Origin of the sequence: Anaerostipes sp. CAG:276 (assembly GCF_000432215.1) — a bacterium.
Taxonomy (GTDB): Bacteria; Bacillota; Clostridia; order Lachnospirales; family Lachnospiraceae; genus Anaerostipes; species Anaerostipes caccae.
In genome coordinates this window covers 33,700-60,173 of record NZ_FR889191.1, presented here as the reverse complement: position 1 = coordinate 60,173, position 26,474 = coordinate 33,700, and the positions used below count along the sequence as shown (strand labels likewise).

Annotated in this window: 26 protein-coding genes; 2 read left to right on the top strand and 24 right to left on the bottom strand. The window is 43.3% G+C overall.

The genetic code is table 11. From position 1 onward, the window contains the following. Positions 1 to 46: 46 nt before the first annotated feature. The 3 genes from QVP35_RS09165 to QVP35_RS09155 all read right to left on the bottom strand — a co-directional run bounded on the left by QVP35_RS09165 (position 47) and on the right by QVP35_RS09155 (position 6,256). Positions 47 to 1,423 (bottom strand): glycerophosphodiester phosphodiesterase family protein, encoded by a 1,377-nt coding sequence (locus QVP35_RS09165; RefSeq protein ID WP_022261065.1) that lies wholly within the window; start codon positions 1,421 to 1,423, stop codon positions 47 to 49. 166 nt (positions 1,424 to 1,589) lie between these two features. Beyond that, a complete protein-coding gene (locus tag QVP35_RS09160; RefSeq protein ID WP_022261064.1) occupies positions 1,590 to 3,584 on the bottom strand; it encodes a S8 family serine peptidase in 1,995 nt (664 codons plus the stop codon). Continuing rightward, entirely contained in the window at positions 3,581 to 6,256 is a 2,676-nt protein-coding gene (locus QVP35_RS09155; RefSeq protein ID WP_009290613.1) for a YfhO family protein, read from the bottom strand. Before QVP35_RS09155 ends, QVP35_RS09160 begins: the two co-directional genes overlap by 4 nt. Positions 6,257 to 6,462: 206 nt before the next feature. Here QVP35_RS09155 and QVP35_RS09150 point away from each other — a divergent pair, with 206 nt between their 5' ends. Together QVP35_RS09150 and QVP35_RS09145 are read left to right on the top strand one after the other, a co-directional pair. Continuing rightward, entirely contained in the window at positions 6,463 to 6,897 is a 435-nt protein-coding gene (locus tag QVP35_RS09150; RefSeq protein ID WP_006565726.1) for a GtrA family protein, read from the top strand. Positions 6,898 to 7,124: 227 nt separating this feature from the next. Beyond that, on the top strand, positions 7,125 to 7,838 hold the full coding sequence (locus QVP35_RS09145) for a PIG-L deacetylase family protein (protein ID WP_009290611.1): 714 nt from the start codon (positions 7,125 to 7,127) through the stop codon (positions 7,836 to 7,838). 36 nt (positions 7,839 to 7,874) lie between these two features. Here QVP35_RS09145 and QVP35_RS09140 read toward each other — a convergent pair whose 3' ends face one another. From QVP35_RS09140 to QVP35_RS09040, 21 genes are all read right to left on the bottom strand, one after another. Further along, positions 7,875 to 8,807: a glycosyltransferase family 2 protein gene (locus QVP35_RS09140; protein WP_006565728.1), complete on the bottom strand. Its 933-nt coding sequence runs from the start codon at positions 8,805 to 8,807 to the stop codon at positions 7,875 to 7,877. Positions 8,808 to 8,817: 10 nt separating this feature from the next. Next, the gene (locus QVP35_RS09135; protein ID WP_009290610.1) at positions 8,818 to 10,047 is read right to left on the bottom strand and encodes a CdaR family protein; all 1,230 of its coding nucleotides are present in this window, start codon (positions 10,045 to 10,047) and stop codon (positions 8,818 to 8,820) included. Continuing rightward, positions 10,025 to 10,849, bottom strand: coding sequence for a diadenylate cyclase CdaA (cdaA, locus tag QVP35_RS09130; RefSeq protein WP_108912362.1), 825 nt, complete (start codon positions 10,847 to 10,849; stop codon positions 10,025 to 10,027). Before cdaA ends, QVP35_RS09135 begins: the two co-directional genes overlap by 23 nt. A 59-nt stretch (positions 10,850 to 10,908) precedes the next feature. Further along, on the bottom strand, positions 10,909 to 11,865 hold the full coding sequence (locus QVP35_RS09125; RefSeq protein ID WP_009290608.1) for a hypothetical protein: 957 nt from the start codon (positions 11,863 to 11,865) through the stop codon (positions 10,909 to 10,911). After that, positions 11,843 to 12,304, bottom strand: coding sequence for a hypothetical protein (locus QVP35_RS09120; RefSeq protein ID WP_006565732.1), 462 nt, complete (start codon positions 12,302 to 12,304; stop codon positions 11,843 to 11,845). The genes QVP35_RS09125 and QVP35_RS09120 overlap by 23 nt, the downstream gene beginning before the upstream one ends. Positions 12,305 to 12,408: 104 nt before the next feature. Further along, positions 12,409 to 13,317, bottom strand: coding sequence for a metallophosphoesterase family protein (locus QVP35_RS09115; RefSeq protein WP_006565733.1), 909 nt, complete (start codon positions 13,315 to 13,317; stop codon positions 12,409 to 12,411). After that, positions 13,314 to 14,516: a DUF4474 domain-containing protein gene (locus QVP35_RS09110; RefSeq protein WP_022261063.1), complete on the bottom strand. Its 1,203-nt coding sequence runs from the start codon at positions 14,514 to 14,516 to the stop codon at positions 13,314 to 13,316. The genes QVP35_RS09115 and QVP35_RS09110 overlap by 4 nt, the downstream gene beginning before the upstream one ends. A 213-nt stretch (positions 14,517 to 14,729) precedes the next feature. Then, a complete protein-coding gene (gene lysS / locus QVP35_RS09105; RefSeq protein WP_009290606.1) occupies positions 14,730 to 16,643 on the bottom strand; it encodes a lysine--tRNA ligase in 1,914 nt (637 codons plus the stop codon). 12 nt (positions 16,644 to 16,655) lie between these two features. Further along, on the bottom strand, positions 16,656 to 17,135 hold the full coding sequence (greA, locus tag QVP35_RS09100) for a transcription elongation factor GreA (protein ID WP_006565736.1): 480 nt from the start codon (positions 17,133 to 17,135) through the stop codon (positions 16,656 to 16,658). Between the two features lie 85 nt (positions 17,136 to 17,220). Continuing rightward, entirely contained in the window at positions 17,221 to 18,219 is a 999-nt protein-coding gene (gene dusB / locus QVP35_RS09095) for a tRNA dihydrouridine synthase DusB (RefSeq protein WP_009290605.1), read from the bottom strand. Continuing rightward, complete coding sequence (locus tag QVP35_RS09090; RefSeq protein WP_009290604.1) at positions 18,203 to 18,970, bottom strand: type III pantothenate kinase; 768 nt, start codon at positions 18,968 to 18,970, stop codon at positions 18,203 to 18,205. The genes dusB and QVP35_RS09090 overlap by 17 nt, the downstream gene beginning before the upstream one ends. Before the next feature lie 3 nt (positions 18,971 to 18,973). Continuing rightward, the gene (locus tag QVP35_RS09085; RefSeq protein ID WP_009290603.1) at positions 18,974 to 19,303 is read right to left on the bottom strand and encodes a DUF6145 family protein; all 330 of its coding nucleotides are present in this window, start codon (positions 19,301 to 19,303) and stop codon (positions 18,974 to 18,976) included. A gap of 12 nt (positions 19,304 to 19,315) precedes the next feature. Beyond that, positions 19,316 to 20,299: a biotin--[acetyl-CoA-carboxylase] ligase gene (locus QVP35_RS09080; RefSeq protein WP_009290602.1), complete on the bottom strand. Its 984-nt coding sequence runs from the start codon at positions 20,297 to 20,299 to the stop codon at positions 19,316 to 19,318. 3 nt (positions 20,300 to 20,302) lie between these two features. Continuing rightward, a complete protein-coding gene (gene argF / locus QVP35_RS09075; RefSeq protein ID WP_006565741.1) occupies positions 20,303 to 21,241 on the bottom strand; it encodes an ornithine carbamoyltransferase in 939 nt (312 codons plus the stop codon). A 38-nt stretch (positions 21,242 to 21,279) separates the two neighbouring features. Beyond that, positions 21,280 to 21,933 (bottom strand): SGNH/GDSL hydrolase family protein, encoded by a 654-nt coding sequence (locus tag QVP35_RS09070; protein WP_009290601.1) that lies wholly within the window; start codon positions 21,931 to 21,933, stop codon positions 21,280 to 21,282. Positions 21,934 to 22,132: 199 nt separating this feature from the next. Continuing rightward, entirely contained in the window at positions 22,133 to 22,882 is a 750-nt protein-coding gene (locus QVP35_RS09065; protein WP_006565743.1) for an amino acid ABC transporter ATP-binding protein, read from the bottom strand. Next, positions 22,872 to 23,555 (bottom strand): amino acid ABC transporter permease, encoded by a 684-nt coding sequence (locus tag QVP35_RS09060; RefSeq protein ID WP_009290600.1) that lies wholly within the window; start codon positions 23,553 to 23,555, stop codon positions 22,872 to 22,874. Before QVP35_RS09060 ends, QVP35_RS09065 begins: the two co-directional genes overlap by 11 nt. 11 nt (positions 23,556 to 23,566) lie before the next feature. Next, a complete protein-coding gene (locus QVP35_RS09055) occupies positions 23,567 to 24,373 on the bottom strand; it encodes a transporter substrate-binding domain-containing protein (RefSeq protein WP_006565745.1) in 807 nt (268 codons plus the stop codon). A gap of 73 nt (positions 24,374 to 24,446) precedes the next feature. Next, entirely contained in the window at positions 24,447 to 25,418 is a 972-nt protein-coding gene (locus tag QVP35_RS09050; protein WP_009290599.1) for an SPFH domain-containing protein, read from the bottom strand. Positions 25,419 to 25,428: 10 nt separating this feature from the next. Beyond that, positions 25,429 to 25,854, bottom strand: a complete 426-nt coding sequence (locus QVP35_RS09045; RefSeq protein WP_009290598.1) for an NfeD family protein — start codon at positions 25,852 to 25,854, stop codon at positions 25,429 to 25,431. Between the two features lie 2 nt (positions 25,855 to 25,856). Next, positions 25,857 to 26,474 (bottom strand): TrmH family RNA methyltransferase (locus QVP35_RS09040; RefSeq protein WP_288187843.1); only part of this gene is annotated, 618 nt, incomplete at its 5' end.

Genomic DNA, 26,474 nt, shown 5'->3' with positions numbered 1-26,474 from the left:
GATCCTTCCCATTGTTTCTATATATATAAGTATAATATTAATCTTATTACCAAAATTTTTTATTCGTGGTTATATAATCTACTTTCTTATTGATAAAATCCCAAACCTTTTCTTCATTATCCACAGTCCACAAATTTACCAATACTTTAGAGTCAAGGAATTTTTCCAACGTTGCATTAGAAATCTTCTCATAATTACAGTCTAACGCAATTCCTCTCTTATAATAATAATTAATCATACTCTCACTCGGATCATTTGTTACGTGCTGTAGCTTAACATTAGGCATATCTTTTACAATTTTCCGCATCTCAACCATTGTATCAAAGTCATAAGCAATAAACATATATTGTCCGCCATTCATTTTGGATTCCACTGTATCGCTTAATTGTTGTAAATCATCCTCTACAACTCCCTGCATCCTGCCGTCCGCTACTCTTCCATTGGTTGTATATTCCATCTTAATTTCAATGACCGGGACCATTTCTTTTTCTTTACACACATCAAGATATTCGTCTAAAAATGCTACTTTATTTGCTTTCGGATCATTTTTATATTTAGAATACCCGTTGCCGCTGATAATCTTTAATTTACGGATCTCCGCCTCGGTCATATCTTCCGGCCTCTTATCAACACCACATGTTCTTTTTAAGGTAGTATCATGCACGGCAACAAACTTACCATCTTTCGTCATTCGTATATCTGTCTCTGCGCCCCAAAAGCCTGCATCTCCTGCTAACTCAAATGCTTTTACCGTACTCTCCGGCGCCTCAGAACTTAATCCGCGGTGTGCCACAAACTTTGCAGAACTGCTCGTAATCTTCCCAATCACCCTCACAGGATAGCTTGCCTTCTTTTTGCTTCCATCCGCTGCTGTTGCTGTAATCGTCGCTGTCCCCTGTCCTTTTGCATAAATCTTTCCCGAAGAATTCACAGTTGCCACCTTAGTGTTTGATGACTTATATGTAACTTTTTTATTATAAGCATAAGACGGCGACACCGAAGGCTTCCTTGTATAATATTTACCCTGCTGAAGTACGGCTTTGCTTTTATTAAAAGATACCTTGGACACTTTCTTTGTCTTTACTGTAACCCTGCATCTTACCTTTTTAGATTTTTGTGATTTTATTCTAGCTGTTATGTAAGCCTTTCCATTCTTCTTGGCAGTTACAACTCCTTTAGAATTGACTGTTGCAACTTTTTTATTGCTGGAATACCACTGTATTTTCCTTTTCTTCGCCTTAGACGGCGTAATCTTTACTGTAAACTTTTTCGTTGTTCCTCTGTACATGGTCTTTTTAGAAGAAACATTAGAGAATTTGATTTTTTTCACCTTAGGAGTTTTGGCTGATACACTATTTGTGCCCATCAAAATAAACGCCATACATAATGATGCCGTTCGCAGTAAAAATTTTAGCTTTTTCATACTACACCTCATACTTTCTCTCTCAAGCTGAACAATAAATATCAGTCCCCATCCTAACCCTATATCTGTGATTCCCTATTTTATCACAAAAGTAACATATCTACAACATATTTGCCTAATTCTTTTAACAAATTCAGACATTTCTCAACTGATAATGAGAGCTTTTTTACGATAATTTTATTTTCTTGATGATCTCATTCCCACTTTTGTCTATGACATATACGGTATAATAACGGCCTTTTTTTCCTTGAAATTCTGCTTTCCCTTTTTTATTTTTTAATTTCGTTCCTTTTTTCCCTTTTTTAAAATAGGAAACTGATTTTTTCCCTTTTGCATATCTGAATTTCAAGGTCTTCTTGCTCTCATCTGAAGCTGTTATTTTGACCTTAGCACTTTTTCGGCTCTTTCTATATTTTTTCACTTTAAGCTTCGGCGCTTTCCCCGCAGTTATTTTTACTGTCTTTACTGTCTGATTTCCCGCATTGTCTCTGGCATATATCGTATAATAGTCTGTCTTTTTAACTTTAATGGAACTGTTTTTTACAGAATAACCCCTTTTCCCGTTTGCAAAGTATGAAGCAGTCTTCTTGCCCTTTATGTATTTTACTTTTGTAATTTGCGTACTGCCTCTTTTCTTCGCACTTACCTTTACCAGAGAATAATTCTTTTTCTTTGATGTCTTTACCGTAATATATGGAGGATAATAATTGGAATTGACGGTCTTCTCAGCATTTAAATACCCGCCGGAAGCTGTCTTTCCATTCAAGCTGCTGAGTCTGGTTGCTCCGCGTTTCAGCGCAGATTTCACCATGGCCGGTGTTACTCCCGGATATTTTGCATAGATCAGCGCCGCCGTACCCGTCACCATCGGAGCTGCCATGGACGTTCCACTTTCAATGATTCCTCTTTCTCTGACACCCAGCCCAAAGATATCAGTTCCGGGAGCAGCCAAAAGCACACTCTTTTTTCCATAGTTTGAATACCCGTCTAAATATCCGTTGTAATCCAGATTCGCAACAGATATTACGTTGCTGTAATTATAGCTGGCAGGATAAACAGGATACCGGTCATTATTATTTCTCTCATTTCCGGCGGCGCAGATAAACAGCATATCTTTATTTTCTTTTATCACATCCCGGAGCATCCTGTCGTTTTGATAGGAGCCAAAGCTGAAATTGCAGATTTTTGCCCCCATCTTTTTAGCATATTTAATTCCTTTTATGACGCTGAGTGTTGTTCCCTCTCCCTTTTTTCCGCCCAAAACTTTTATGGACATGAGTTTTACATTTGTACCGGACGCAATGCCTGCGATGCCGTATCCGTTATTGCGGACAGCGGCAATCGTACCGGCACCATGGGTACCATGGTCATCTTCATAGGAAACATCTCCATAAGAGTCTACATAATATTTATTTGAATATACCTTATTGTTATTATTATAGAAATTCCACCCGTAAATATCGTCTTTATAACCGTTCTTATCGCTGTCTTTTCCGTTCTTCTTTTCTTTCGGATTTTTCCACATGACAGACTTCAGATCAGGGCTGGTATAATCCACACCCGTGTCAATATTTGCCACAATTACTTTTTGGGTATTTTTTTTATTCAGCTGTTTCCAGAGATTCTTTACATTAATGTCCAATCCTTCTTTTTGTGGAATAGTAATGCCCTGTCCCCCTTGCTGATCATGGACATAATCTGTGAGATTCGATCCGTAGTTCAAGAGTCCCCACTGTACATAAAAGAACGGATCGTTGACTCCTGCTGTCTTCATCGCAGTCTCTTTCCCTGATGTTCTGCCGTTTCCGTCTACCAGCCGATAGACATAGTTTGGCTGAACATATTCTACGTCGCTGTTCTGATCCAGTTCTTTTACTGCTGCTGCCGTCTCTTTCTTTGTATCTGTCTTTACGACAGCCATGGAGTCCGTCACCTGCTGTGCATCTCCCGGGGACTCATCCATGATGTTTTCCTTTTCATTCTCGGACAGGCCGTCTTTAAACTTTACAATGACTTCCTTTGTTTTATATTCATCTGTATCTGTGACAGAAACAGATGTATTTTCTGCTGTATCCGCCTTTACTTCCTTTATCTCCGGCTGAAAAAGCGAGAGATTGCCTACAAGGCAGACTGCTGCCAATCCTCCGATTATTTTTCTCATATAACTCCTCTTTTCTTTCTCATTATTACTATATAAATAATAAATATACATCCGGCCATACTGCTGACGGCAGCCCCTGGAACCAGCCATGGCGTCCGGTATCTTAAAGTGATCTTGTGTTCTCCCGGCTTCAGCACCAGCCCCATATGCATTCCATTTGTTTTTATGATTTGCTGCTTCTCTCCGTCAACTTCGGCTGACCAGCCCTTGGAATACGGAATCGGAATACATAATAATTTTGTTTTCTTCGTCGTGATCTCTCCGGTAAAAACATTATTCTTATAGGAAATATTTTTTAATGAATTACGTTTTCTGTTCTTCATCTCCTTTTTCATATCCTGTGGCTTCACAGAAATAAGCGAAACCTCATCCACCTTATACGTTCCGGTACTCGGAAACTGGAATTTAAGTTTTCCGCTGTCCGATATCTTCATCAGATAATCATGTCTTCCAAAATAGTAGGAGCTCATCTTATCCTGAATATAAATATGGTGTTCCTCCGAACCGTCTGTCACATCAATTCCGCGGTTTCCCTTTTTCCCTTTCAAAGCAATCTCGCCAATATTAGACTTATTCTTTGTCAACGGACTGTAATGAAGATTTTTTATATAAATATAGTGATCTTTCTCCGGATCGAGTTTTAAACGGTATTCTTTACTTTTACCGGCCTTATTTACAGACGTACTGTGTTTCCCGGAAAGAATTTTGTCTTCTGTCTGCGCTGCCAGGCTGCTCTGCTTTTTCAGGCCTTTTACCTCATCTTCCAGAACCGCACATTTCAGCATGGCCTGCTCCCGCTCTGCTCCATTCATTGTATCATATTTTTTTTGGCTGATCCATGAATCATAGGTATAACCAAACGGAAGTGCATACGGATTCTCATACACCCTCGATTCTTCTGTTTCATCCAGGAGACGGTATCCCTCCAGCTTCTGGTCTTTCGGCACCGCAATATATTTTACAGAAGCAAGACTTAAAAGTCCCTGCCTGAGATCCAATCCATGGTATTTGTCTGCGTACTGCATTCCCAACGTCTCATAACTTTTTACAGCTTCCATTGTTTCCTTTGGAATAATGCTGTAATAGGCACTGACTGTATTCAGCCCATCCAGCAGTCCATAATTGTGAAATCTCTGGCCCTCATCGTGCACTCTGACCAGCTGTCCGCCCGCCTGTTTTCTCAACCGTTTATTTTCCTCTGTCTGAATCGCTTTCAATGCCTCTCCTGAATCTAAAAATTCACCGGCATAGTACCTTCCCCCGTCACCAAAGCGGTAAAACCCATGGACTCCTATACTGGCCACAACCAGGACAGCAACGGCAATCCGAGTCACCATATGTTTATCATCCATTCCTTTCCACTGAAAGAAGAGGAAGACCAAATAAAACAAGAACAAAAAGATGCCTGCGATGTAAGCCCCATCATTTTTAAATACTTCCGGCTTGCTCAGCTCTGCCACTTTGATGATCAGATTATAGATTGAAATGCCCACCAGAATACCGATAATCTGGCGTTTTGACATGTGAAAGAGCCTCGGATACATTTCAGCCACAAGCAGTGCTATAATAAATGTAAACGCAAAACTCCAACGGTTGGTCACATAAGAAAAACCATTGAAAATATAACCAAAAACAGGGAGTGCCAGGAATACAATGCATCCGACAAACGCCATCTTATACTTTTTGTGTTTCATTCTCCTTGAGTACATTAAAAACAATACAACAATACCGGCAATCGGAATGAAGCCTACGTTGGTAGACTGTCCGCTATTTCCATATCCAACAAAGTTTTCTAAAAACAAAATGTAATATTTGAAAGGATATGCGATCAGATTGTGGATCTGTCCGCCGCCTCGTCCATTTCCTAAAAAACCATCGACTGCAGGCAGAAGGATCACTGCCGACAGGGCAACACCCAGTATATAATAACCTGCAAAGTTTCTGAGCAGAACAAAAAAATTCTTCAGCCGCTCTTTTGTATAGTATTGATAAAAACGAATCAGCGCATATATTACCGTAAAAATAGTCAGCATATATAAGAAATAGAAATTACTCATAGATGCCACAGCTGTGATAACAATGAATAAATACGGCCGTTCCTTTTTAAAAATCTTTTCAACACCAAGGCATAGCAGTGGAAAATAGATCATCGGATTGATAAAAAACGGATGTCTTAGCCCTGAACGAAACGTGAATCCGCAGAATACATAGACAAGCGCCCCTAAAACTACTGCAAAATTATTTTTATTCATCTTTCTTCCGTATGCCATAAATGCGGCACCGGCTAAAAACATGCGCAGCAGAATCATGAAGTTATACATAATCTCTGTATGCTTCACAGGCACAAAAATATACAGAAGATTCAGGGGATCTCCGATGGCATAGTAGTTTAGAGTCGATAAAATATCGCCCCCGTAACCGAGACTCATATTCCACATAGGAAGAGACAGATGTCCTGATGCAATATTTCCAACCAATTCCCGCAGGTAATGTCCCCAATAAGCCAATGATTCAAAATGTTGTGACAGCCCGTCCTCTACCCCTGCGCCCCAGATAAAAGACTTACCCTCCGCAATAAATGGATAAAATGCCGTAAAGCACATGAAAACAAATAACATGAGATATAGTAAATAATATTTCCTTGTATTCTTTGTATTCTTTTGTGACGTCATGAATGTCTCTCCTTTAAATCTTATCTTCCTTTTCAAGAACAAAGTTTTCAAAATATGATTTATTATACCATAGACGACTATATATTTCCATATTACTGTTCAGATCTTTGTTAATGTAAGAAATTCTTCATATTGTTGCAAAATATTGTATGTAATCTTATAATGTAATAAGTTAAAATCTATAGAAACCGAAAGAGGAAATCAATATGATAAATATAATAAAAAAATTATGGAACAATCAAGGGCTCCGTTATGTTTTTTTCGGAGGATGCACAACACTTGTCAACCTTTTAATTTTTAATGTTTTGGTGTATGCCTGCCAAGTAAACTATACAATCAGTAACATTATTTCAGTAGCTTCCGCTATCGTATTTGCTTTTGTTGTGAATAAGATCTTTGTATTTGTATCCAAAAGTTCTTCCTGGAAAGAAGTATGGATTGAATTCTGCCGTTTTGTTCTGGGCCGTCTTTCTACAATGATCATCGAAGTCGGCGGTGTTTTTGTTCTCGTCCAGTATATAAGCCAGGCAAAATGGCTTGCAAAGCTGGAAACTCAAATTATCGTTACAATCGTAAACTATTTTATCAGTAAATTCCTTGTATTTAAAGAAACAACTGCAAAGGATGAAACAACTTTATGATCTTGCGCTAAAAATTTTTTGACCATGGCATCATTTCATTATATTATCATTTTGTTACATTTTGAGTGACAATATAACAGATATTTTTATAAAGTTAAATAATCTTACAAAACATCGAACTCTCTTGAAAACCTCTGCCTTTGATTCTATAATAATGTAGCTTATATAACTCATCCGTTATATTCGATTTTACATTCAAATTAGAAACCCTCAAAACGGAGGCCGTCATGAAACTTGACCGTTCACAAAAGATAATCATATGCTTCACTCTAATTTTTGCCTTTGTCCTGGCAGTACACAGTACTTCTCTGCCGGTGAAAGAAGATGCTACAAATAAATATTTGGACACCTTGGATTTAAAAGGTGTCGACCGCCTTATGATCGTGGCACATCCCGACGATGAATCTCTGTGGGGCGGCGCCCATCTGGCAAAAGACCGGTATCTGGTTGTGTGCCTTACCAATGCAAGTACATACCATCTCACAAGATATAAAGAATTCAAATATGCCATGAACGCAGCCGGTTCCCCGAGTATTATGCTGAATTATCCGGACTATGTCAATAGAAAACGCGTCTCATGGGAGCCATATAAAAACCGCATAGAGCATGATATCCAGACATTGCTCCGGTATAAGAACTGGAAAGAAATTGCCACACATAACCCTGAAGGAGAATATGGCCACCCTCACCATATCGGAACATCTAACATCGTAACTTCTGCCGCAAAAAAAGAACATGATTTTGACCGGCTCTATTATTTCGGCAGGTATTACAGGCAGCTCCCTCCTGACCGGCCCATCGGTCCGCCTCAGGATCCAAAATACATGCGGGTCAAAAAAAGGATGTTTCCCTACTATTACAGAGAACGCAGAACGATACGAAAGCACCGGCAGATGCACTACTATGAAAATTGGGTCAAAGCGACTGACTGGGATTCATAGCAAAACAGCGGAAGGACTCAGATCCCTCCGCTGTTTTTAGTTTACGTTCTTTGTCTCTGTTATTTCCGATATAATATATCTCGGCCGCATTTTCACTTCTTCGTAGATTTTCGACAGATAATATCCGATCACTCCCAGACTGAACATCAGAATGCTTCCAATGATCAGCAGAAGCAGTATAACTGTCGTAAAACCAGCCACAGCCCTTCCGCTGAAATACAGATACAGTGACTGTACTGCCAGTACGATTGCAAACAGGAAAAAGATCACACCGCAGAATGTAACCACCTGCATTGGCACAGCACTAAAAGAAGTAATATTGTTAATGGCGTATTTGAACAGCGACTTCATAGACCACTTTGATTCTCCGGCCTCGCGCTCCTGCACATGAAATTCTACATAAGTGGTCTTAAACCCCACCCAGGAAGACAGTGCCCGGAAAAAAACATTTCGCTCCGGAAGTTTCAGAAATTCATCCACAGCGGCCCGGTCAAGAAGCTTAAAATCAGATGCCCTGGACATATCGACCCCTGTGGCATTGCTTATGATCTTATAAAATGTTTTGGCAAAAAATTTGTGAAGAAATCCCTCCCTGCCTCTCGAGGCCTTAACGCCTTCGATCACCTGATAACCCTGTTCCCAAAGCCGGTACATTGTGATAAGAGTCTCCGGAGGATGTTGGAGATCGCAGTCCATGACTGCCACACAGTCTCCGGAGGCATTGGCGAGTCCCGCAAACACGGCTCCTTCTTTCCCAAAATTTCTGGAAAAACAGATTCCCTTAATATTTGAATTCTTCTTTGAAGCTTCCTTAATCCGTTCCCATGTCTGATCTTTGGATCCGTCGTTGACAAAGACCAGCTCATAGCTTATGTCTTCATTCTCCATCAGCCGGGCGATTGTCCCGGCCGTTTTTTCTATCATCTGTTCTTCATTATAAGCCGGAAGGACGATTGACATTGTCTTCATAATTAGGCTCCTATTCTGATACTGTGATTTTTACCTGTACGTTTCCTATGATGTCCATATTTTTTACTTCTTTCAGCTGGACCTGGACCGTATGCGTGCCGGTTTCATAGACAGAGACGTCAATCTTCGGATTTAAATCCTTAGCCGTCAAATCATCTACAACGGATTTCAGCCCCGTCACTTTGATCGGTACTTCAGACTGGTCGAATTCAATCTTATAATTATTTTCATTATTGATCAACTGGATCTGATCCGTGGAGAGAGTGATCGTTCGTTTTTTATACTTCTCAATGTTTGCTTTTACGACGATATCTTCGATCTTGCTTGTGTCTTTTACAAATGTGATCCCTTCCGGCAGTTTGATGTCCGCTGCTTTGATGGTCTTTTCTATACTTTTTGTACTGTTGCTTATGTCGATCGTAGAAAGTGCGATCTCATCAACCTGTTCCAGCGCGTCCTGCTCACCGGTAATCTCAATCTCCTCAGGTGAATAGTCAATACTTCCAAGGGCATATCCCTTAGCCGGAGTTCCCTTTGTCTTGACTACAATCGGCACGGTTTTAGTCCTGCTGAATTTTATTTTCACTTTTACTTCATCATTGTCCAGCTTCAGCCGGGACTGATCTACCTGTTCTCCTTCACTGTCATAGCAGACAACTTTATGAGTGATCGAGATGTCCTTTTTCAGGCCGGTAACGTCCACGATGACCTTGATGGATTTTACCTGCTTAACCACACTTTTTGGCCCTGAAATGGATATCAGGTTCGGCGCGGCTGTTTTGCTTCCAACTGCATAGCCCGATGCCGGTCTACCCGTTGTCTCTACCGTTACCGGTACCCGGACTCTCCTCAGGTCTTCCAGTTTCACTTTAACGCTTTGGTTGTTACCTGATACAATCTCCAGCTGATCTGCAAATTTCAGCGGTACAATCTTAATAGGAATTGAATTCACTTTTGACATGGAAGATACATCTGCGGTAGCCCGGAAGTCACTTTTCTTGAGCTTATCGAGGACTGTTTTTTTGCCTTTGACCGTAAAACTGACGGTTGAACCCTCCGTGATCTTATAAGTCCTGTTCAGTTCATCCAGAACCTGTTCATTGAGCATATCCACAGGAATATTCGAAAAAGATTTTGTGATCACCGGGTCCTCTGTATTAATGACAAACAGCCAGAGAAGGATTGCAAGAACAAGAGAGAATACTTTTAATATGAGATCATTTCCTAATTTTTCTTTCATTGCGGTTCAATCCTTTCCAGAGTCTGAATTTTCTTCCGTCGCTGTAATCACTCTTTACCACAGCCAGTCGGTCTCGCAGCTGCTGCGGGGTCAGTCCCCTGTAAATCCTGCCTCCCTGGGCAATGGAGATGCCTCCCGTCTCCTCTGAGACTACAATCGTCACGCTGTCGGAAACTTCGCTGATTCCCACCGCCGCCCTGTGCCTGGTTCCCAGTTCTTTTCCTATCTCAAGACTGTCACTCAGCGGAAGGTAGCAGGTTGCCGATACGATCCGGTTGCTCCTCACGATCACTGCCCCGTCATGAAGCGGCGTGTTGTGCTCAAAAATATTAATCAGCAGCTGGCTGCTCATTTTCGCATCAACAGGAATTCCTGTCCTCTCATACTCTCCCAGAGGAACCTCTCTCTCCAATACGATCAGCGCTCCGGTCTTAACCTTTGACATCTCGATAGTAGCACGAACGATTTCCTGTATGGTCCGGTCCGTATATCCTATTTTTTCATCCCTGCTCTCATCCGAAGAAAAAAGATTTACGATCGGATTTTTCCGACCGAGCTGTTCCAGGGCATTCCTGAGTTCCGGCTGAAAAACGATGATCGCCGCAGTCACTCCCACTCCCATTGTATTATTGATGAGCCAGGAGATCGTGTGCAGCTGAAAAACATAAGCAGCCATTGCCACGAAAACAAGCAGCATGATCCCTTTTAACAGCGTCCATGCCCTTGTATTTTTGATCCAGCGGGCAATTTCATAGATCAGCACGCTGACAATCAGGATATCCAGAATATCTGTAATTGACATCTGCGGAATGGACAACCAATATAAATATTTTTCGATGACTGATAAAAACTGCTCCAAATCTACTCTCCCTTATGTTTTTTAAATCCAAATTTCTTGCCTGAAGGATTAATCTTTGTAATATTGATTTCCTCTTCGTTGACCCTGCTCTTCGGAATCGCTTTGACGTAATAGTAATAATCCTCGTCCTCGAACTCCATCGTCTCCTGTCTGGAATAGTCAATGACAACTTTGAAAAACTGCATGATCATGACCGCCAGGATGCTTAATGCCGCGACAGCCAGTTCCCCTGCGATATCTACACGGTTGCCCGTAAAAAACCCTCCTACGAGGACAACGATTACATAGGCAATCCCTCCGATAAAAATCGAAAAGTACCATCCATAATCCACCTGCATTTTTCGAATGCCCACGACCAGTGCCGCTACAAATATAAAACAGAGGATATATACAATCAATTCCTTATTTTCTATAGTTCCCTGAAGCACAAAATTATACAGCTGACTTCCGAAGGAGCCGTTGTTTACCTGTACAACACCGCTTTGGACCGTCATAGCAAAAATATATAAGAACGTGCCCATGACGATGGCCGGAATCCCTGTAATGCCGATAAAAGACCCTACATAAAGCGGCACCACAGCAGGCAGATGAAAAAAGAAAAATACCGGTGTCATAAACAAAAGATATCTCATCCCCGGAAACATTCTCTGATATAACAGATAGTAAATACCAAGTATTATGAAATATAAGATTCCAATCTCAACAGATACCATGGATAAATGAATGATGATGATCAGATTGCAAAGTAAAAATGTCATTGAAAATGGAAGAAACACACAGATTCCTGCCAGGATCAGAATACTGAACGGCTGATTCAACACTTTGGAATACCCAAACAGGGAGTTTATCACATAAAAGATTAACACTCCTCCGATAAATTTTCCCACCGGGCCGCAAACCTGCCAGTGGGAAGACAGGAAATTCAAAATTTTTTCTCTATAAATCAATAATTTTTCCATCTGCCAACTCCTCTGCATCCATATCTATCTTAGGACTGTTGTCCTCTTTTTCTTCCTCTTCGTAAACTTCAAGAAGCTTTTCAAGCTGTCTTTCATAAGCTTTGATTCGTACCATGGCCTCATTATAGCGCTTCTCTGCCCTTCTTCTGGTAGACTTTACATAGCAGAAAAAAAGAATCCCGAAACAAATCAGTATCAGTATTGCCGGAACAGCAATTGTGCCCTTCCTCATCATGGAAATCACATCCTCCATGCGGAAAATAACAATAATCCCTGTTAAAAGAAGCAGTGCAACCACTAAAGCCACGCCTACTTTCATCGTCTCCATTCTTACATAATCACCGCAGCTGTACCGGTTTATGCGTAAATCTCCGGTTCCCTCTTTTTTTTCATATTGGGCCAGGGACGTCATAATCTTTACTTTTTCTTCTGAAATCACAGGATGTACCCCTCCTTCTTAGCTGCATATCTGGGCATGGTGACATTATATCACAAAACAAGGTACAGACCAAGGAGTCTGTACCTCATAATTTACTCTTTTATTTACTTCTCTGCTGCGGCATACTCTGTCAGGGATACCGGGTCCTCCAGTACCTCTCTCTCAACCCTGAGTATTCTGTCCTCTCCGGACCGGACAGACCATTTTACGAGAGAAATCCGATTGTCTTCAATTTCAATACATGTAATACACCTGGGATGCACACAGCTTCCGGAATTAAAATAGGTTCCTTCTCCCGGTTTTGAAAACGCCGGCCGGTGCGTATGCCCGGCGATCAAAATCTTTTTTCTGCTGCTGCCGTAATCGGCCAGTCTTTTTTCGATCCGCTCTTTAGCCTTTCTCGGACGTCCGGCTCCGGTGGGATCTAAAAACCCGATCAATTCCATATATCTCCATACATATCTCACTAAAAACCTGGAAACCGGCCAAAGGGTATCATTCAGAAAATCACCCTGATGTCCGTGTACCATAAAAATTTCTTTTCCATCTTTTCTGTTTCGGAAAATCAGCCCCTCCCGGACAGAGATATCCGGAAAGAGAGACTGCACCTGATGGGCAGCATCGCAGTAATAACATCCGCAGTGCCTTTGCATATAGCTTTTATTCCGTTTCACGATGTCATGGTTTCCATATACCATATAAAGCCGTTTCTCTTCGTAGAATCTCGACATCATCCAGAAAATGTCATCATGAACCTCTACGATTGTCTTTAATTTTCTGTTTTCCCACAGCTCGTCACCGTCTCCAAGCTCAACATAGGTAAAACCTTTCTGAAAATAATACTCCAGTGCGCCAAAACACACTGCCTGATTAGCCAGAAAATTATCTCCTGCATTTCCCTGTCCTCTGTGGCAGTCACTCATAACTACCAGTTTTGTGCCGGAATCAAATGGTATAACTGGAACATGTTTATATACCTGATCCAATTTCCGCTCTACTGCCCGGCAGTTCATTCTTCTCTGTGCTTTCCGCAATGATGGCAGGAATCTGATGGCCGGCAGCAGCAGTCATTGGAATCACACTGCCGTCTCGGCGGACAGGATCGGCACGGATGGCATGGGAGTTCCGATGGACATGGCGGATGCGGTGGGCACGGCGGTTTTGGCGGACACGGCGTCTCTGGCGGACACGGCGGTTTCGGTGGACACGGCGGCTTTGGCGGACACGGCGGTTTCGGTGGACACGGCGGCTTTGGCGGATGCGGCGGTCTTGGCTCGGGCCGCTTTCCCGTCAGCCAGTCTTTGATCCATCCAAATGCTTCATAAATTCCTTTTGCGTAAAGAGAATCCACAAAGATTGTATAGAGCTCCGGCATGACAGCCTTTATATATTCAATCTTATCAAGTGTATTTGGATATTTTTCTGTGGTAAATTCATACAGCCTGCAGTTATTTTTATTGGTTTTCTGTACAACAGCTTCCTGAATGCCGTCTCTGGCTTCCGGCTGCACTGAATGAGGTTCCGTATAATGGATATTCACAGTATTCCTGCGCACCGAAAATTCTCTTCTTCTATAACCAAGTTTCTTCAAACTATCTATAAAAGAATCCCTCATTTCACGGTTTGGAAACGTGATGGATGCGTCCATAGTAAGAGTATCCGTCTCTGAAAACTCACCGAGTTTAAAGCCGGTCAGCCACCAGTGGACTGCCCTGCGGCGCAGAAGAACTTTTCCGTTTTTCCTCAATACATAAGATAACGGAAGTCTCTCATCATCCTGTATATTTTCATAGAAGGTTCCTTTGAATTTTTCGTGATCGATATCCTCCCGTTTTGTGTTGTAGATACCGATCTCTCCTCCTGTTGTTATTCCATACTGTCCCTTCCACAGTTCGATCAGCCATCTCTTTCCTCCATAGGAGAATTCAACAGGCTCACAGTCCATGATCATATTAAACATCGGCGCTGCTTCATCATAAAGCCGGCAGTATCCGACCTCACGCTGCCAGCAGTCCATCAGTGAATAAAAGTAGTCACCGTTTATTTCATACGCAAACCCGGCATCTTTCAGGTCGGCATTTAATTCCATTTGCTGGCGCTGTATATCCGCAGTCGGACGGAAACGGCGGCTTCTGATACGCCATATGATCAGGGCAATCAGCACAGCCGCTGCTACAACAGCCAAGATAATGATAATAGATGTTGCTAACACAATATTTCTTCCTTTATTTATCTTCGTAATACATTTTATTCCACATCTCCTTTTTTCGTTACTTTTTGACTTTGACTAAAAATTCTTTCAATTTCTATTTCTTGGCCATAACAGAAAAGGACACCTCTCTAACATATTTTTTAGAAAAGTGTCCTTGTAGTACTATATATTTATCTGTACTAAGATGGGGCTTATTTTAAAAAGCTTGAAGATTTAATACAGCTTTGCTCCCGCCGGGATCCGGTCATCTGCCATCAGCAGATTTAATCCCTCTCTGCCATCTTCCTCATGTACTGCTGAAATCAGCATACCCTCAGAATCAATACCCATCATCTTTCTTGGGGGCAGATTTACGATTGCGACTGCTGTCTTTCCAATCAGTTCTTCTGGTTCATAATACTCGTGAATACCGCTTAAAATCGTGCGTTTCCGGTCTGTTCCGTCATTCAGAGTGAATTTCAGAAGCTTCTTTGACTTCGGAACCGCCTCACATGCCTCGATCTTCACGGCACGGAAATCGGACTTGCTGAAAGTGTCAAAGTCAACCATTTCTTCAAAAAGCGGCTCGATTTTTACATTGGAAAAATCAACTTTCTCAGCCGTTTTTTCCTCTGCTGCAGCAGCTTTTTCCGCCTTTGCCCCGCCCTTCTTGGCATCCAGTGACTTCATCGTCGGGAATAACAGCACATCCCTGATCGCTGATGAGTCTGTCAGCAGCATGACCATTCGATCGATTCCAAAGCCAATGCCTCCTGTCGGCGGCATACCGATCTCTAACGCATTCAGAAAATCTTCGTCTGTGGAATTTGCTTCTTCGTCACCCTGGGCAAGCAGTTCTTCCTGTGCCTTAAACCGTTCTCTCTGATCGATGGGATCATTAAGCTCGGAGTAGGCATTTGCCATTTCCCATCCGTTCATGAAAAACTCAAACCGTTCCACATAGTCCGGATTTTCCGGCTTCTTTTTTGTAAGAGGAGATATCTCCACCGGATGATCCAAAACAAAGGTAGGCTGAACAAGTTTATCTTCCACAAACTCCTCAAAGAACAGATTGAGGATATCTCCTTTTTTATGGCGCTCTTCATATTCCACATGGTGTTCATCCGCAGCTTTCCTTGCGTCTTCAACCGTATGGATCTCGTCAAAGTCAACACCTGCATATTTCTTTACAGCATCAACCATCGTAATCTTTTCAAACGGTTTGCCCAAATCCATCTCAATGCCATTGTAGGTAATCGTGGTGCTTCCCACGACTTCCTGTGCCAGGTAACGGTACAGATTTTCTGTCAGCTCCATCATTCCATTATAATCTGTATACGCCTGGTATAATTCCATCAGCGTAAATTCCGGATTATGTCTGGTGTCCACACCCTCATTTCGGAATACCCGGCCGATCTCATACACTTTTTCCAGACCGCCGACAATCAGTCGCTTTAAATAAAGTTCCAGAGAAATACGGAGTTTTACGTCTTCATCCAATGCATTATAGTGGGTCTCAAACGGTCTGGCCGCTGCTCCCCCGGCATTCGGCACCAGCATCGGTGTTTCTACTTCCATAAATCCCTGTCCGTCTAAGAAAGAACGGATCTTGCTGATGATCTTAGAACGTTTAATAAACGTGTCTTTAGATTCCTCATTCATGATCAGATCCACATACCTCTGGCGGTATCTGGCATCGGTATCCTTTAAGCCATGGAACTTCTCCGGAAGGGGCTTCAGACTTTTTGATAAGAGTACAACCTCTTTTGCGTGGATGGACTTTTCCCCGGTTTTGGTCACAAATACAGTTCCTTTGATTCCAATGATATCTCCGATATCCATCTTTTTAAAATCCTTGTATTCCTCTACACCGATTTCGTCTCTGGCCACATATGCCTGAATACGTCCCTCAAGATCCTGAATATTACAGAAAGAAGCCTTTCCCATGACCCTTTTGAACATCATCCGGCCTGCAACAGACACTTCTTTTCCTTCCAGTTCTTCAAAATGATCTTTGATCTCCATAGAGTGGTGCGTTGTATCATACTTCATGATCTCAAACGGATTTTTCCCTGCACTCTGTAATTCTTCCAGTTTATTTCTGCGTACCCTGACAAGTTCGCCCGCATCTTTGTTCTGTTCTGCCACTTTCCAACCCTCTTACTTTCTCTTAACGTCTAAAACTTTATATTGATTCACCTGGCCTACGCCTTCCACTTCTACCACATCTCCGATCTTCGCCCCGAGCAGTGCCTTGCCGATCGGTGCTTCATTGGAAATCTTATTATTCAGGATATCGGCCTCTGTGGAACCGACGATATGATAAGTAACTTCTTCCTTAAATGTAAGGTCCTCTAACTTTACAAGGCAGCCAAGGCTGATGACACCATGCTGGAATTCCTCATCGATCACCTCTGCATTTTTCAGGATCTGTTCTAATTCTTCGATTCTTGCCTCAATGTCCCTCTGCTCATCTTTCGCAGCATCGTACTCAGCATTCTCTGATAAGTCTCCCTGCTCTCTCGCTTCTTTGATCTTCTGGGCTACTTCTTTTCTTTTGACAACCTTTAAATCCTGTAATTCATCTTCTAAAGTTTTTAAACCCTCCTGAGTCAGAATATTCTTTTTTGCTTCTGCCATATTTTCGCTTCCTTTCCTTTTATATCAATCCTTCTGTCCGTCTGGTTCGTACACGCTCATCCGTAAATTATATCTCAGTACTGTTTTATTTGTCAACAGAGGACGCCCCGTTATTTCTGATGATCGCCTCCAGTTCCCCTATACTCTCTGCATGGTTTACCTGATCTCTCAGCTTTGCCGCACCGGCGAGCCCATGGGTATACCATGAGACATGCTTTCTCATCTCCCGGATGCCGATGTATTCGCCTTTGTACTCGATCATCATTCTCGCATGTCTCAGAATCATCTGGATAATCTCTTCAATCTCCGGCCGCGGCATCAGTTCCCCTGTGTCAAAATAATGACATAGTTCTTTGAAGATCCACGGATTTCCTTTGGCTCCTCTGGCAATCATAAAGCCGTCACAGCCGGTCTCCCGAAGCATCGCTTCCGCATCCAGAGGTGAATTGATATCACCGTTTCCTATCACCGGAATGGAAACGGCTTCTTTGACCTGTCTTATGATATCCCAGTCCGCTTTCCCGGAATAATACTGTTCTCTTGTTCTTCCATGGACAGCGACTGCTGCCGCTCCGCTCTGTTCTGCGATCCTTGCCATCTCCACTGCGTTTACATGTTCATCATCAAAACCTTTTCTGATCTTCACCGTTACCGGTACACTTAACCTGTCTGCCATGGCTTTAATGATCTTTCCTGCAAGGACAGGATCTTTCATCAGAGCCGATCCGTCTCCGTTATTTACAATCTTCGGCACCGGACATCCCATGTTAATGTCAATAAGGTCAAAGCCCATTTCCTGGACCCGGACAGCCATATCCGCCATCAGTTCCGGTTCTGAGCCAAAAATCTGCGCCGCAATGGGCCTTTCCCATTCTTCTTTTGCAAGCAAAGGTCCTGTATTGGGACTATTGTAATACATACCTTTTGCGCTGACCATTTCTGTATAGAGAAGTCCCGCACCCATTTCTTTGCACAGCAGCCGGTAAGGAAGGTCCGTGACTCCAGCCATCGGGGCCAGCAAAAAAGGATGGTCTATTTTAATGTCTCCAATGATCAGTGGGTTTAGTCTACAGCTGCTTTTCATAAATAATCCGCAATCCCTTCAATGTCAGTGTATCGTCAAAACAGTTGATCTCCGGCACTTCCCTGGAAATCATCTTTCCAAGCCCCCCGGTCGCCACGACTTTCATGTCTTTAAATCCCGTTTCCTTCTTCATCTGCTCAATGATATATTTGGTCTCCCCGATCACTCCGTACATAAGTCCCGCCTGCATGCTTGTGATCGTATTTGTGGCAAGGATACTCTCCGGTGTCTTGATCTCGATCTCCGGAAGTCTTGCCGCTCCCTTCCATAATGCATTGGCAGAGGTTCGGATGCCCGGTGCGGTGACTCCGGCCAGAAATACTCCGTCTTCCGTAACCACGTCATAGGTAGTGGCCGTCCCGTAATCGATTACCAGAGTAGGCCCCCCGTAAATTTCATAGGCAGCTACAAGGTCCACGATACGGTCTGCTCCTACCTCCCTGGGATTCAGCCTTCCCAAGTTGATTCCTGTCTTGATGCCGGGTCCGACGATCACCGGAGTCACATCAAAATATTTGATAATTCCGTTGGTGAGAGAATACATGATATTCGGCACAACCGATCCGATGATCGCAGCGCTGATCTGTTTTGTATCCAGCCCCTTGGCGGCGATCATATCCCGGATCAGGATTCCGAACTCATCTGAAGTTCTCGGAAGTTTCGTTGTGATACGAAACAGTTCCACCAGATCCTTCTCCACAAAGATACCAGCTGTAATATTGGTATTTCCCACGTCCATAGTCAATAACATTGCTTATACCTCTTCTTCCAGAAAGAACACCCGAAAAAACAGTTCCAGCGATTCCCAGAGATCCGCTCTGTCCCGCTGCATTTCTTTTATCTTCAGTGCACTTCCGATTTCATCATAAAAATAATCATTTTCCGCTGCTGTCGTTTTAAATGACAGCTTCCCGTCCTCATCAAACTCAAGCGTTAAGATGCCCCCGATCTCTTCTGTGTACAGCACACAGGCAATCTTTAATTCATCCTTGATCTGCTGGGGAAGGGATTCAAAATCTTCATTTAAATAATATTTCTTTTCATATCCATTGGAACCGCATAGAGTTATGGTCTCCTGATACATACTTCCTCCTGTTTATACACTGTAACCGTGGATTCCCCGTATCGATACTTCTCCAGAAAAAATCTCTCTGGTCCGTCCAAGAGAATCTTCCACGATCAATTCTCCGCGCCGGTTGATCCCCCCGGACTTACACATATATTCATCATTTCCCCTCATAACTTTGATTTCCTGTCCGCGATGCGCAAGAAAACTGTTGTATTCTTCCATCAGCATGGAAAAATCCTGAGTTTTTTTAAAGATCTCATAATCATGCTCAAAATGTTCCAAAACTCTGCAGAGAAGTGCGATCCGGTCAGCAGGTTTTCCCGTCTCTAAAAGCAGAGACGTAGCTTTGTCCCTGACTTCTTCCGGAAATTGTTCAATATTGGCATTGATCCCGATTCCTACAACAATATAATTCAGTTCATCCATCTGAGCACTCAGTTCCGTGAGGATTCCGCATACTTTTTTTCCGTTGATCAGGACATCATTGGGCCATTTGATCTTTCCGTCAATGCCTGCTGCATCTTTGATTCCTTTTTCTACAGCCAGAGCCGCCACAAGGGTTAGCATGGAGCTGTTTTCCAGTTCCACATCCGGTCTCAGCACAAAACTCATCCAGACACCCTGTCCCGGCACTGAAACCCAGGAACGGCCTCTTCTGCCCTTCCCTGAAGTCTGTTCTTCCGCCGTCACAAGTGTCCCATGAGAAGCTCCCGCCTCCGCGAGTCTCCTCGCCTCCAGATTGGTGGAATCCACTGTCTTCATCACCTTAACCGTTTTACCAAGCCAGGAAGTTGACAGACTGCTCTTTATATCTTCTGCCAGAAGAATATCCGGACTTTTCACCAGTTTATATCCCTTATTACTCACAGAGTCAATGACGTAGCCTTCTTCTTTTAATGCCTTTATATGTTTCCAGACTGCGGTTCTCGACACCCCGAATGTTTCGCACAATTCCTGCCCGGATACATAGCCGCCGCATTGTTTTAATCGTCTGAGGATCTTTTCTTTCATTGTTTATTTTTCCCCGAGAGTTGCAACCATAACCGCCTTAATCGTATGCATGCGGTTCTCTGCCTCATCAAAAATCACTTCTGCATGTTTTTCAAATACATCTTCCGTGACTTCATTTCCTTTTACCGCCGGCAGACAGTGCATGACAACAGTCGTATCCTTCTCTGTTTTCTTCATCAGTTCATCGTTGACCTGGAAGGGCTTCAGAAGAGCCACCCTCTCTGCGGCTTTGTCTTCTTCCCCCATAGAGCACCAAACGTCGGTATAAATACAGTCGGCTCCCTTCACGGCATCGGTGTCTTCGGTAAAGGTAAGTTTGGCTCCGGATTCCTTGGCATACGTTCTGCACTGCTCGATCAATTCTTCTTTCGGCCACAGGCTCTTAGGCGCCAGACAGGTGAAGTTAATCCCCATCTTTGCACATCCGATCATTAACGAATTGCCCATGTTATTGCGTCCGTCCCCTGCGAAAACGAAGTTTAATCCCTTTAATTCTCCGAACTGTTCTCTCAGAGTCAGAAAGTCTGCCAAAATCTGTGTCGGATGATAATCATCAGTAAGTCCGTTCCATACCGGAACACCGCTGTATTTCGCCAGCTTTTCCACATTTTCATGTAAAAATCCCCGGAATTCAATTCCGTCGAACATTCTTCCGAGGACTCTGGCCGTATCCTCTACACTTTCTTTATACCCAAGCTGGATGTCGTCCTTTCCTAAATATTCAGGATGTCCGCCTTCATCGATACATCCGATGGTGAATGCGCACCTCGTCCTAGTGCTCGGTTTTTCAAAAATAAGGGCGATATTTTTACCCTTCAAACTATCTCCTGTGATCCCTTTTTTCTTATCTTCTTTTAACTGTGCCGCAAGATCCAGCAGGTAACTGATCTCTTCCGGGGTAAAGTCCTTCAGTGTTAAAAAATTTCTTCCTTTTAAATTCATCTTTCTTCCTCCGTTTTTTGGCCTTTGCATAACAATCATTATATAGCACCCAATATGTTTTCACAAGCCTTACTGATGGCTTCTCCCAGCTTTCTGTGCCCCTCCGCACTCAAATGGCATGCGTCTTTTTCAGACGGTTCCGCAAACTGTGCGGCATCCATAAAATGAATACCATAAAGGTCCGCCCATTCTTTATAAACAGATGCCAGGCGCTTGGAATATTCATAAGCCCTCTCAAAACCCATAGTCTCTCCGTCTGCCACTTCCCTTATATTTTCCCCGATCAGGATCGGCGACACCAGAAGGATCTCAGACGGCTTTCCATCCTCTCTCTTCTGCGGAGTGATCTCAAGTATCTTTTTGACCAGCCGTTCAATGGCCTTCCCAATATCCACCGGGGTCAGCTGGAAACGGATCTTCAGATCATTTGTTCCGAGCATCAGCACAACCAGATCCAGAGGCCCGTGCGAATGGAGACAGGGTTCCAGATAGGCAAAACCATTTCTGCCCGGACGGATCTCGTCTTCAAAGCAGGTGGTCCTTCCGTTGAGGCCCTCCGGAATCACCCTGGCCCGTCCCTCCATATTTTTCTCTAATATACTTGTCCATCTCAAGTCATATGGATACCGGAAACCATTTTCCGGATTATAGCCGTATGTATTTGAATCACCGTAACACAGAATTGTCTTCATGAGAAACCTCCTTATAGAAGAACAAAAGTGTGCTTCGCACACCTCGCAAACCAATTTTTTCTAAACACAGCTTTTGTTCAGCGCGCGAAGCTGTGCATTCTGCCCGCAGGGCTTTTATTCCATAGGACGAATTTTCCTATGGAATAAAAACAGCCGCTTCTTATCATCGTCATAAGAAGCGGTTGCTCTGTATCGTTTATTATAATACCTGATTTAAGAAATTGATGGTTCTTGGTTCCTTTGGATTGGCCAGCAGTTCATGCGGTTCTCCCTGTTCGACGATATATCCGCCGTCCATGAAAATAATACGGTCCGCAACTTCTCTCGCAAAGCCCATCTCATGTGTCACAACAACCATGGTCATTCCATTCTTGGCCAGCTGTTTCATAACATTTAAAACTTCACCGACCATCTCCGGGTCCAGTGCACTGGTCGGCTCATCAAACAGCATGATGTCAGGATGCATGGCAAGCGCCCTCGCAATCGCCACACGCTGTTTCTGTCCTCCGGAAAGCTGTGCCGGATAGACATCAGCCTTTTCTTCGAGTCCCACATCTTTCAGCAAATTTCTTCCGACCGTCTTGGCCTCGTCCAATGTCATTTTCTTTAACTGTACCGGAGCCATTGTAATGTTTTCCAGCACGGTCTTGTGAGGAAACAGATTAAAATGCTGAAACACCATGCCGATATTCTCTCTCACTTTATTAATATCTGTACCCTTGTCTGTGATGTCGAATCCGTCGACAACAACTTCTCCTCCGGTGATCGTTTCAAGTCGGTTAAGACACCTTAAAAATGTACTCTTTCCGGAACCGGAAGGTCCGATCAGACATACGACCTCTCCGTCTGCGACTTCCAGATCCATTCCTTTTAATACCTCTAGCTCACCAAAACTCTTGACCAGCCCTTTTACTTGAACCTTCACTTTTTTATTATCTTTATTTTCCATAAGACAACTTCCTTTCCACAATATTTGCCACCTTAGAAAGGATGGTGCAGATCACCAGGTAATAGATGGCTGCCATCACATAAATGCTCATGACAGAGGTCGGCTCGTTTGCAGTAATGATCTGGCTGTTCATCGTAAGCTCCCGGATACCGATAGCATAAACCAGTGATGTATCCTTAATGGAAATGATGAACTGATTAATGATGGATGGAAGCATGGTCCTGATAGCCTGAGGAAGGATTACTTTTGACATAGCCTTCCCGTAAGGCAGTCCCAGACTCCTTGCTGCCTCCATCTGACCCTTGTCCACAGATTCGATTCCACCCCGGACAATCTCTGCCATATAAGCTCCGGCGTTTAAACTGAGGGCTACAACGGCAGCCACAAAAGGACCTCCGAAATCATCCCAGTTTAAATCCATAGGCTGCAGAAAGGCTCCCGCCACTCCATAGTACATAATAAATACCTGTACGACAAGAGGAGTTCCCCGGATAATATCTACGTAAATTTTGCAGATAATATTCAGTATCTTGTTTTTTGATACGCTGAACATACCAAAAATAATACCGATGATGCTGGCACAGATCAGAGAAGCCAGGGCAAGCTGCAGTGTCAGTCCCAGCGCCGTCAAGAATGACGGAAAATACTGTTGAAATAGTTCTATAAAGTTCATAATCTGTCCGCCTACTTAGTCTTTGTATATTTATCTACAATTTCCTGATATTTTCCGTTGTCTTTGATCTTCTTTAATCCGCTGTTAAACTTCTCTACAAGTTCAGAGTTTTTGCCCTTCTTTACAGCAAATCCATACTGGCTTCCGCTCTCGGATGTGAAAGCAACCTGTAATTTAAGATTCTTCTGACCGATCTGATAAGAAATGACAGGGAAGTCTTCAAAACATGCAGCTGCATTTCCTGTCAGCACTGCCTGGTACATGGTCGGTGAATCCTTGAACTGTCTTACTTTATATCCATATTTTTCAGCATTTTCGTTGGCATATGTGGCACCTACCGTACCTACCTTTGCTGCTACTGTCTTTCCTTTCAGGCTGGAAAGTGCTTCTTTTTCTGCTTTTTTCTTGTCTTTTATATTATCAAATGTTTTTCCGCCCTTTTTCACAGCGAAAGCTACTTTAGAATCGTAGTAAGCCTCAGAAAAATCATATTTCTGCTTTCTTTCCTTCGTAATAGACATACCCGCGATCATACCGTCGCTCTGTCCGGACTCCACAGATGCCATGGCAGCGTCAAATCCTACTGCAGTCACTTTGTATTTGAATCCTTCTTCTTTTGCAATCGCTTCTAATAAATCAAGGTCGATTCCTACACGGTTTCCATCCTTATCTTCAAATTCGAATGGTGTAAATGTGGTGTCAGACGCAATCTTATATGTCTTTTCCTTGGAGTCTTTCTTATTTCCGCCGCCGCATGCAACCAGGCTGATTCCCATGACAGCTGCGAGACCTACTGCTAAAACTTTTTTCAATCTCATTCCTTTTTCCTCCTAAATGATAATATTCGTGTCTTTCCGTTATGAAAAAGTACACACTAATAAATATTATATCTTATTTTGAAGAATTGGTCAAACTCTCTTCAATTTGGTCTTTTAGTGACGGTTTTTGATCTTCAGCCACTTCTGTGATAGATTTCACCAGTCCTGCAATACCCTGGATTTCTGATGGGATAATGATCTTTGTCGCTTTTCCGTCAGCCGCTTTTGCGAATGCCTCCAGGCTCTTTAACTGCAGAACTGCGTTGTCTGCAGAGGCTTTCTTTAAGAATTCAATACCATCTGCATTCGCCTGCTGGATCTGTTTGATCGCTTCCGCCTGGCCTTCTGATTCCCTGATCGTCGCTTCTTTGTTCGCTTCTGCGCGCAGAATTGCGGATTCTTTATCACCCTCTGCTTCCAGGATCACAGATTCCTTATGTCCTTCTGCACGAAGAATAGAAGATTTCTTTTCACCTTCCGCACGAAGGATTGCCTCCCTCCGCTCTCTTTCCGCTTTCATCTGTTTTTCCATAGCATCCTGAATTGCTGCCGGAGGAATAATGTTTTTCAATTCCACACGGTTGACTTTGATTCCCCATGGGTCTGTCGCCTCATCCAGGGTAGCACGCATCTTTGTATTGATCGTTTCTCTGGATGTCAGTGTCTGGTCGAGTTCCAGATCACCGATGATGTTTCTAAGTGTTGTAGCCGTCAGGTTTTCGATCGCCATGATTGGATTCTCGACTCCGTAGGAATAGAGCTTTGGATCTGTGATCTGAAAGTAAACTACGGTGTCGATCTGCATGGTAACATTATCTTTCGTGATGACCGGCTGAGGCGGAAAATCCACAACCTGTTCCTTCAAGTTAACTCTTCTTGCCACACGATCAATGAACGGGACCTTGATGTGAAGCCCTACAGACCACGTTTCCTTGAATGCTCCCAGACGTTCCACCACATAGGCATTTGCCTGCGGAACGATCCGGATGCTGGAAAGCATCGCCATGATGATAATAAAAAATAAGATCAATAATAAAATAAACATTCTGCACCTCCTACTTCTTGCTCACGATTAGTTTCACGCCTTGAATTTCCTCTACGATTACCTCTGTCTCTTCCGGGATCTCATCATCATCGGCAGAACGCGCTGTCCACTCCATTCCCTGGATATAGACCATTCCCTGTCCTTTGATATTGACGATTCTTTTCTTTACGATCCCTGTCTTCCCGATCAGGCTTTCTGCATTGGTCTTTTCCGTCTTGTTGTTCAGATATTTTTGGGCCCATGGCCTTGCAAATACAAAAACCACACAGGAAACTGCCACAGCCAGGATCAGCTGCCCGAAAAACGGCAGACCCAGCGCCGCACCGATGGCTGCTGCTAAAGATCCCACCGCAAACCAAATACTGGTAAGTCCCAATGTCAGAATTTCAAGCAACAGGAAAACAGCTACCGCAATCAACCAGTATACCGTATACATAATCAGCTACCTCCTTTTTTCTGCCTCCTGGCCTCATACATAAGAAGTCCTCCGGCCATAGCTGCATTTAATGATTCGACCCGGCCTTCCATGGGAATTCTGATCCTCTTGTCTGCCAGCGCCGCGATTCTGTCTGTCAGTCCATTCCCCTCATTGCCGATGAGAAATGCGCTGATCTTATCGTATGATTCATCTGTATAGTCTGTGCCGTTCAAGTGTGCCGCATACACATGTACCGACTGCTGCCTTAAATACTCCACCGTTTCGGCAAGATCCTCTGTATAAGTGAATGGAACCCGGAATATAGAGCCCATCGTAGACCTTATGACTTTAGGATTATAGATATCCACAGTATCCCTGCTCATGATGATGCCGCTCACACCGGCTCCTTCTCCCGTCCGAATCAGCGTCCCCAGGTTTCCCGGGTCCTGCAGATTCTCCAGAAGAAGAATACTGCTTCCGCTGCGCTTTAGTATCTCAGAGAGAGTCGATTGTTTCATCTTCACAAGGGACAAGATCCCCTGAGGCGTCTCCGTATCCGAAATCTCACGGAACACTTTAGGCGAAACCTCTTCAAACGGAATACCTTTCAGTTCTTCCCCATGCAGCTTTAAAAAGTC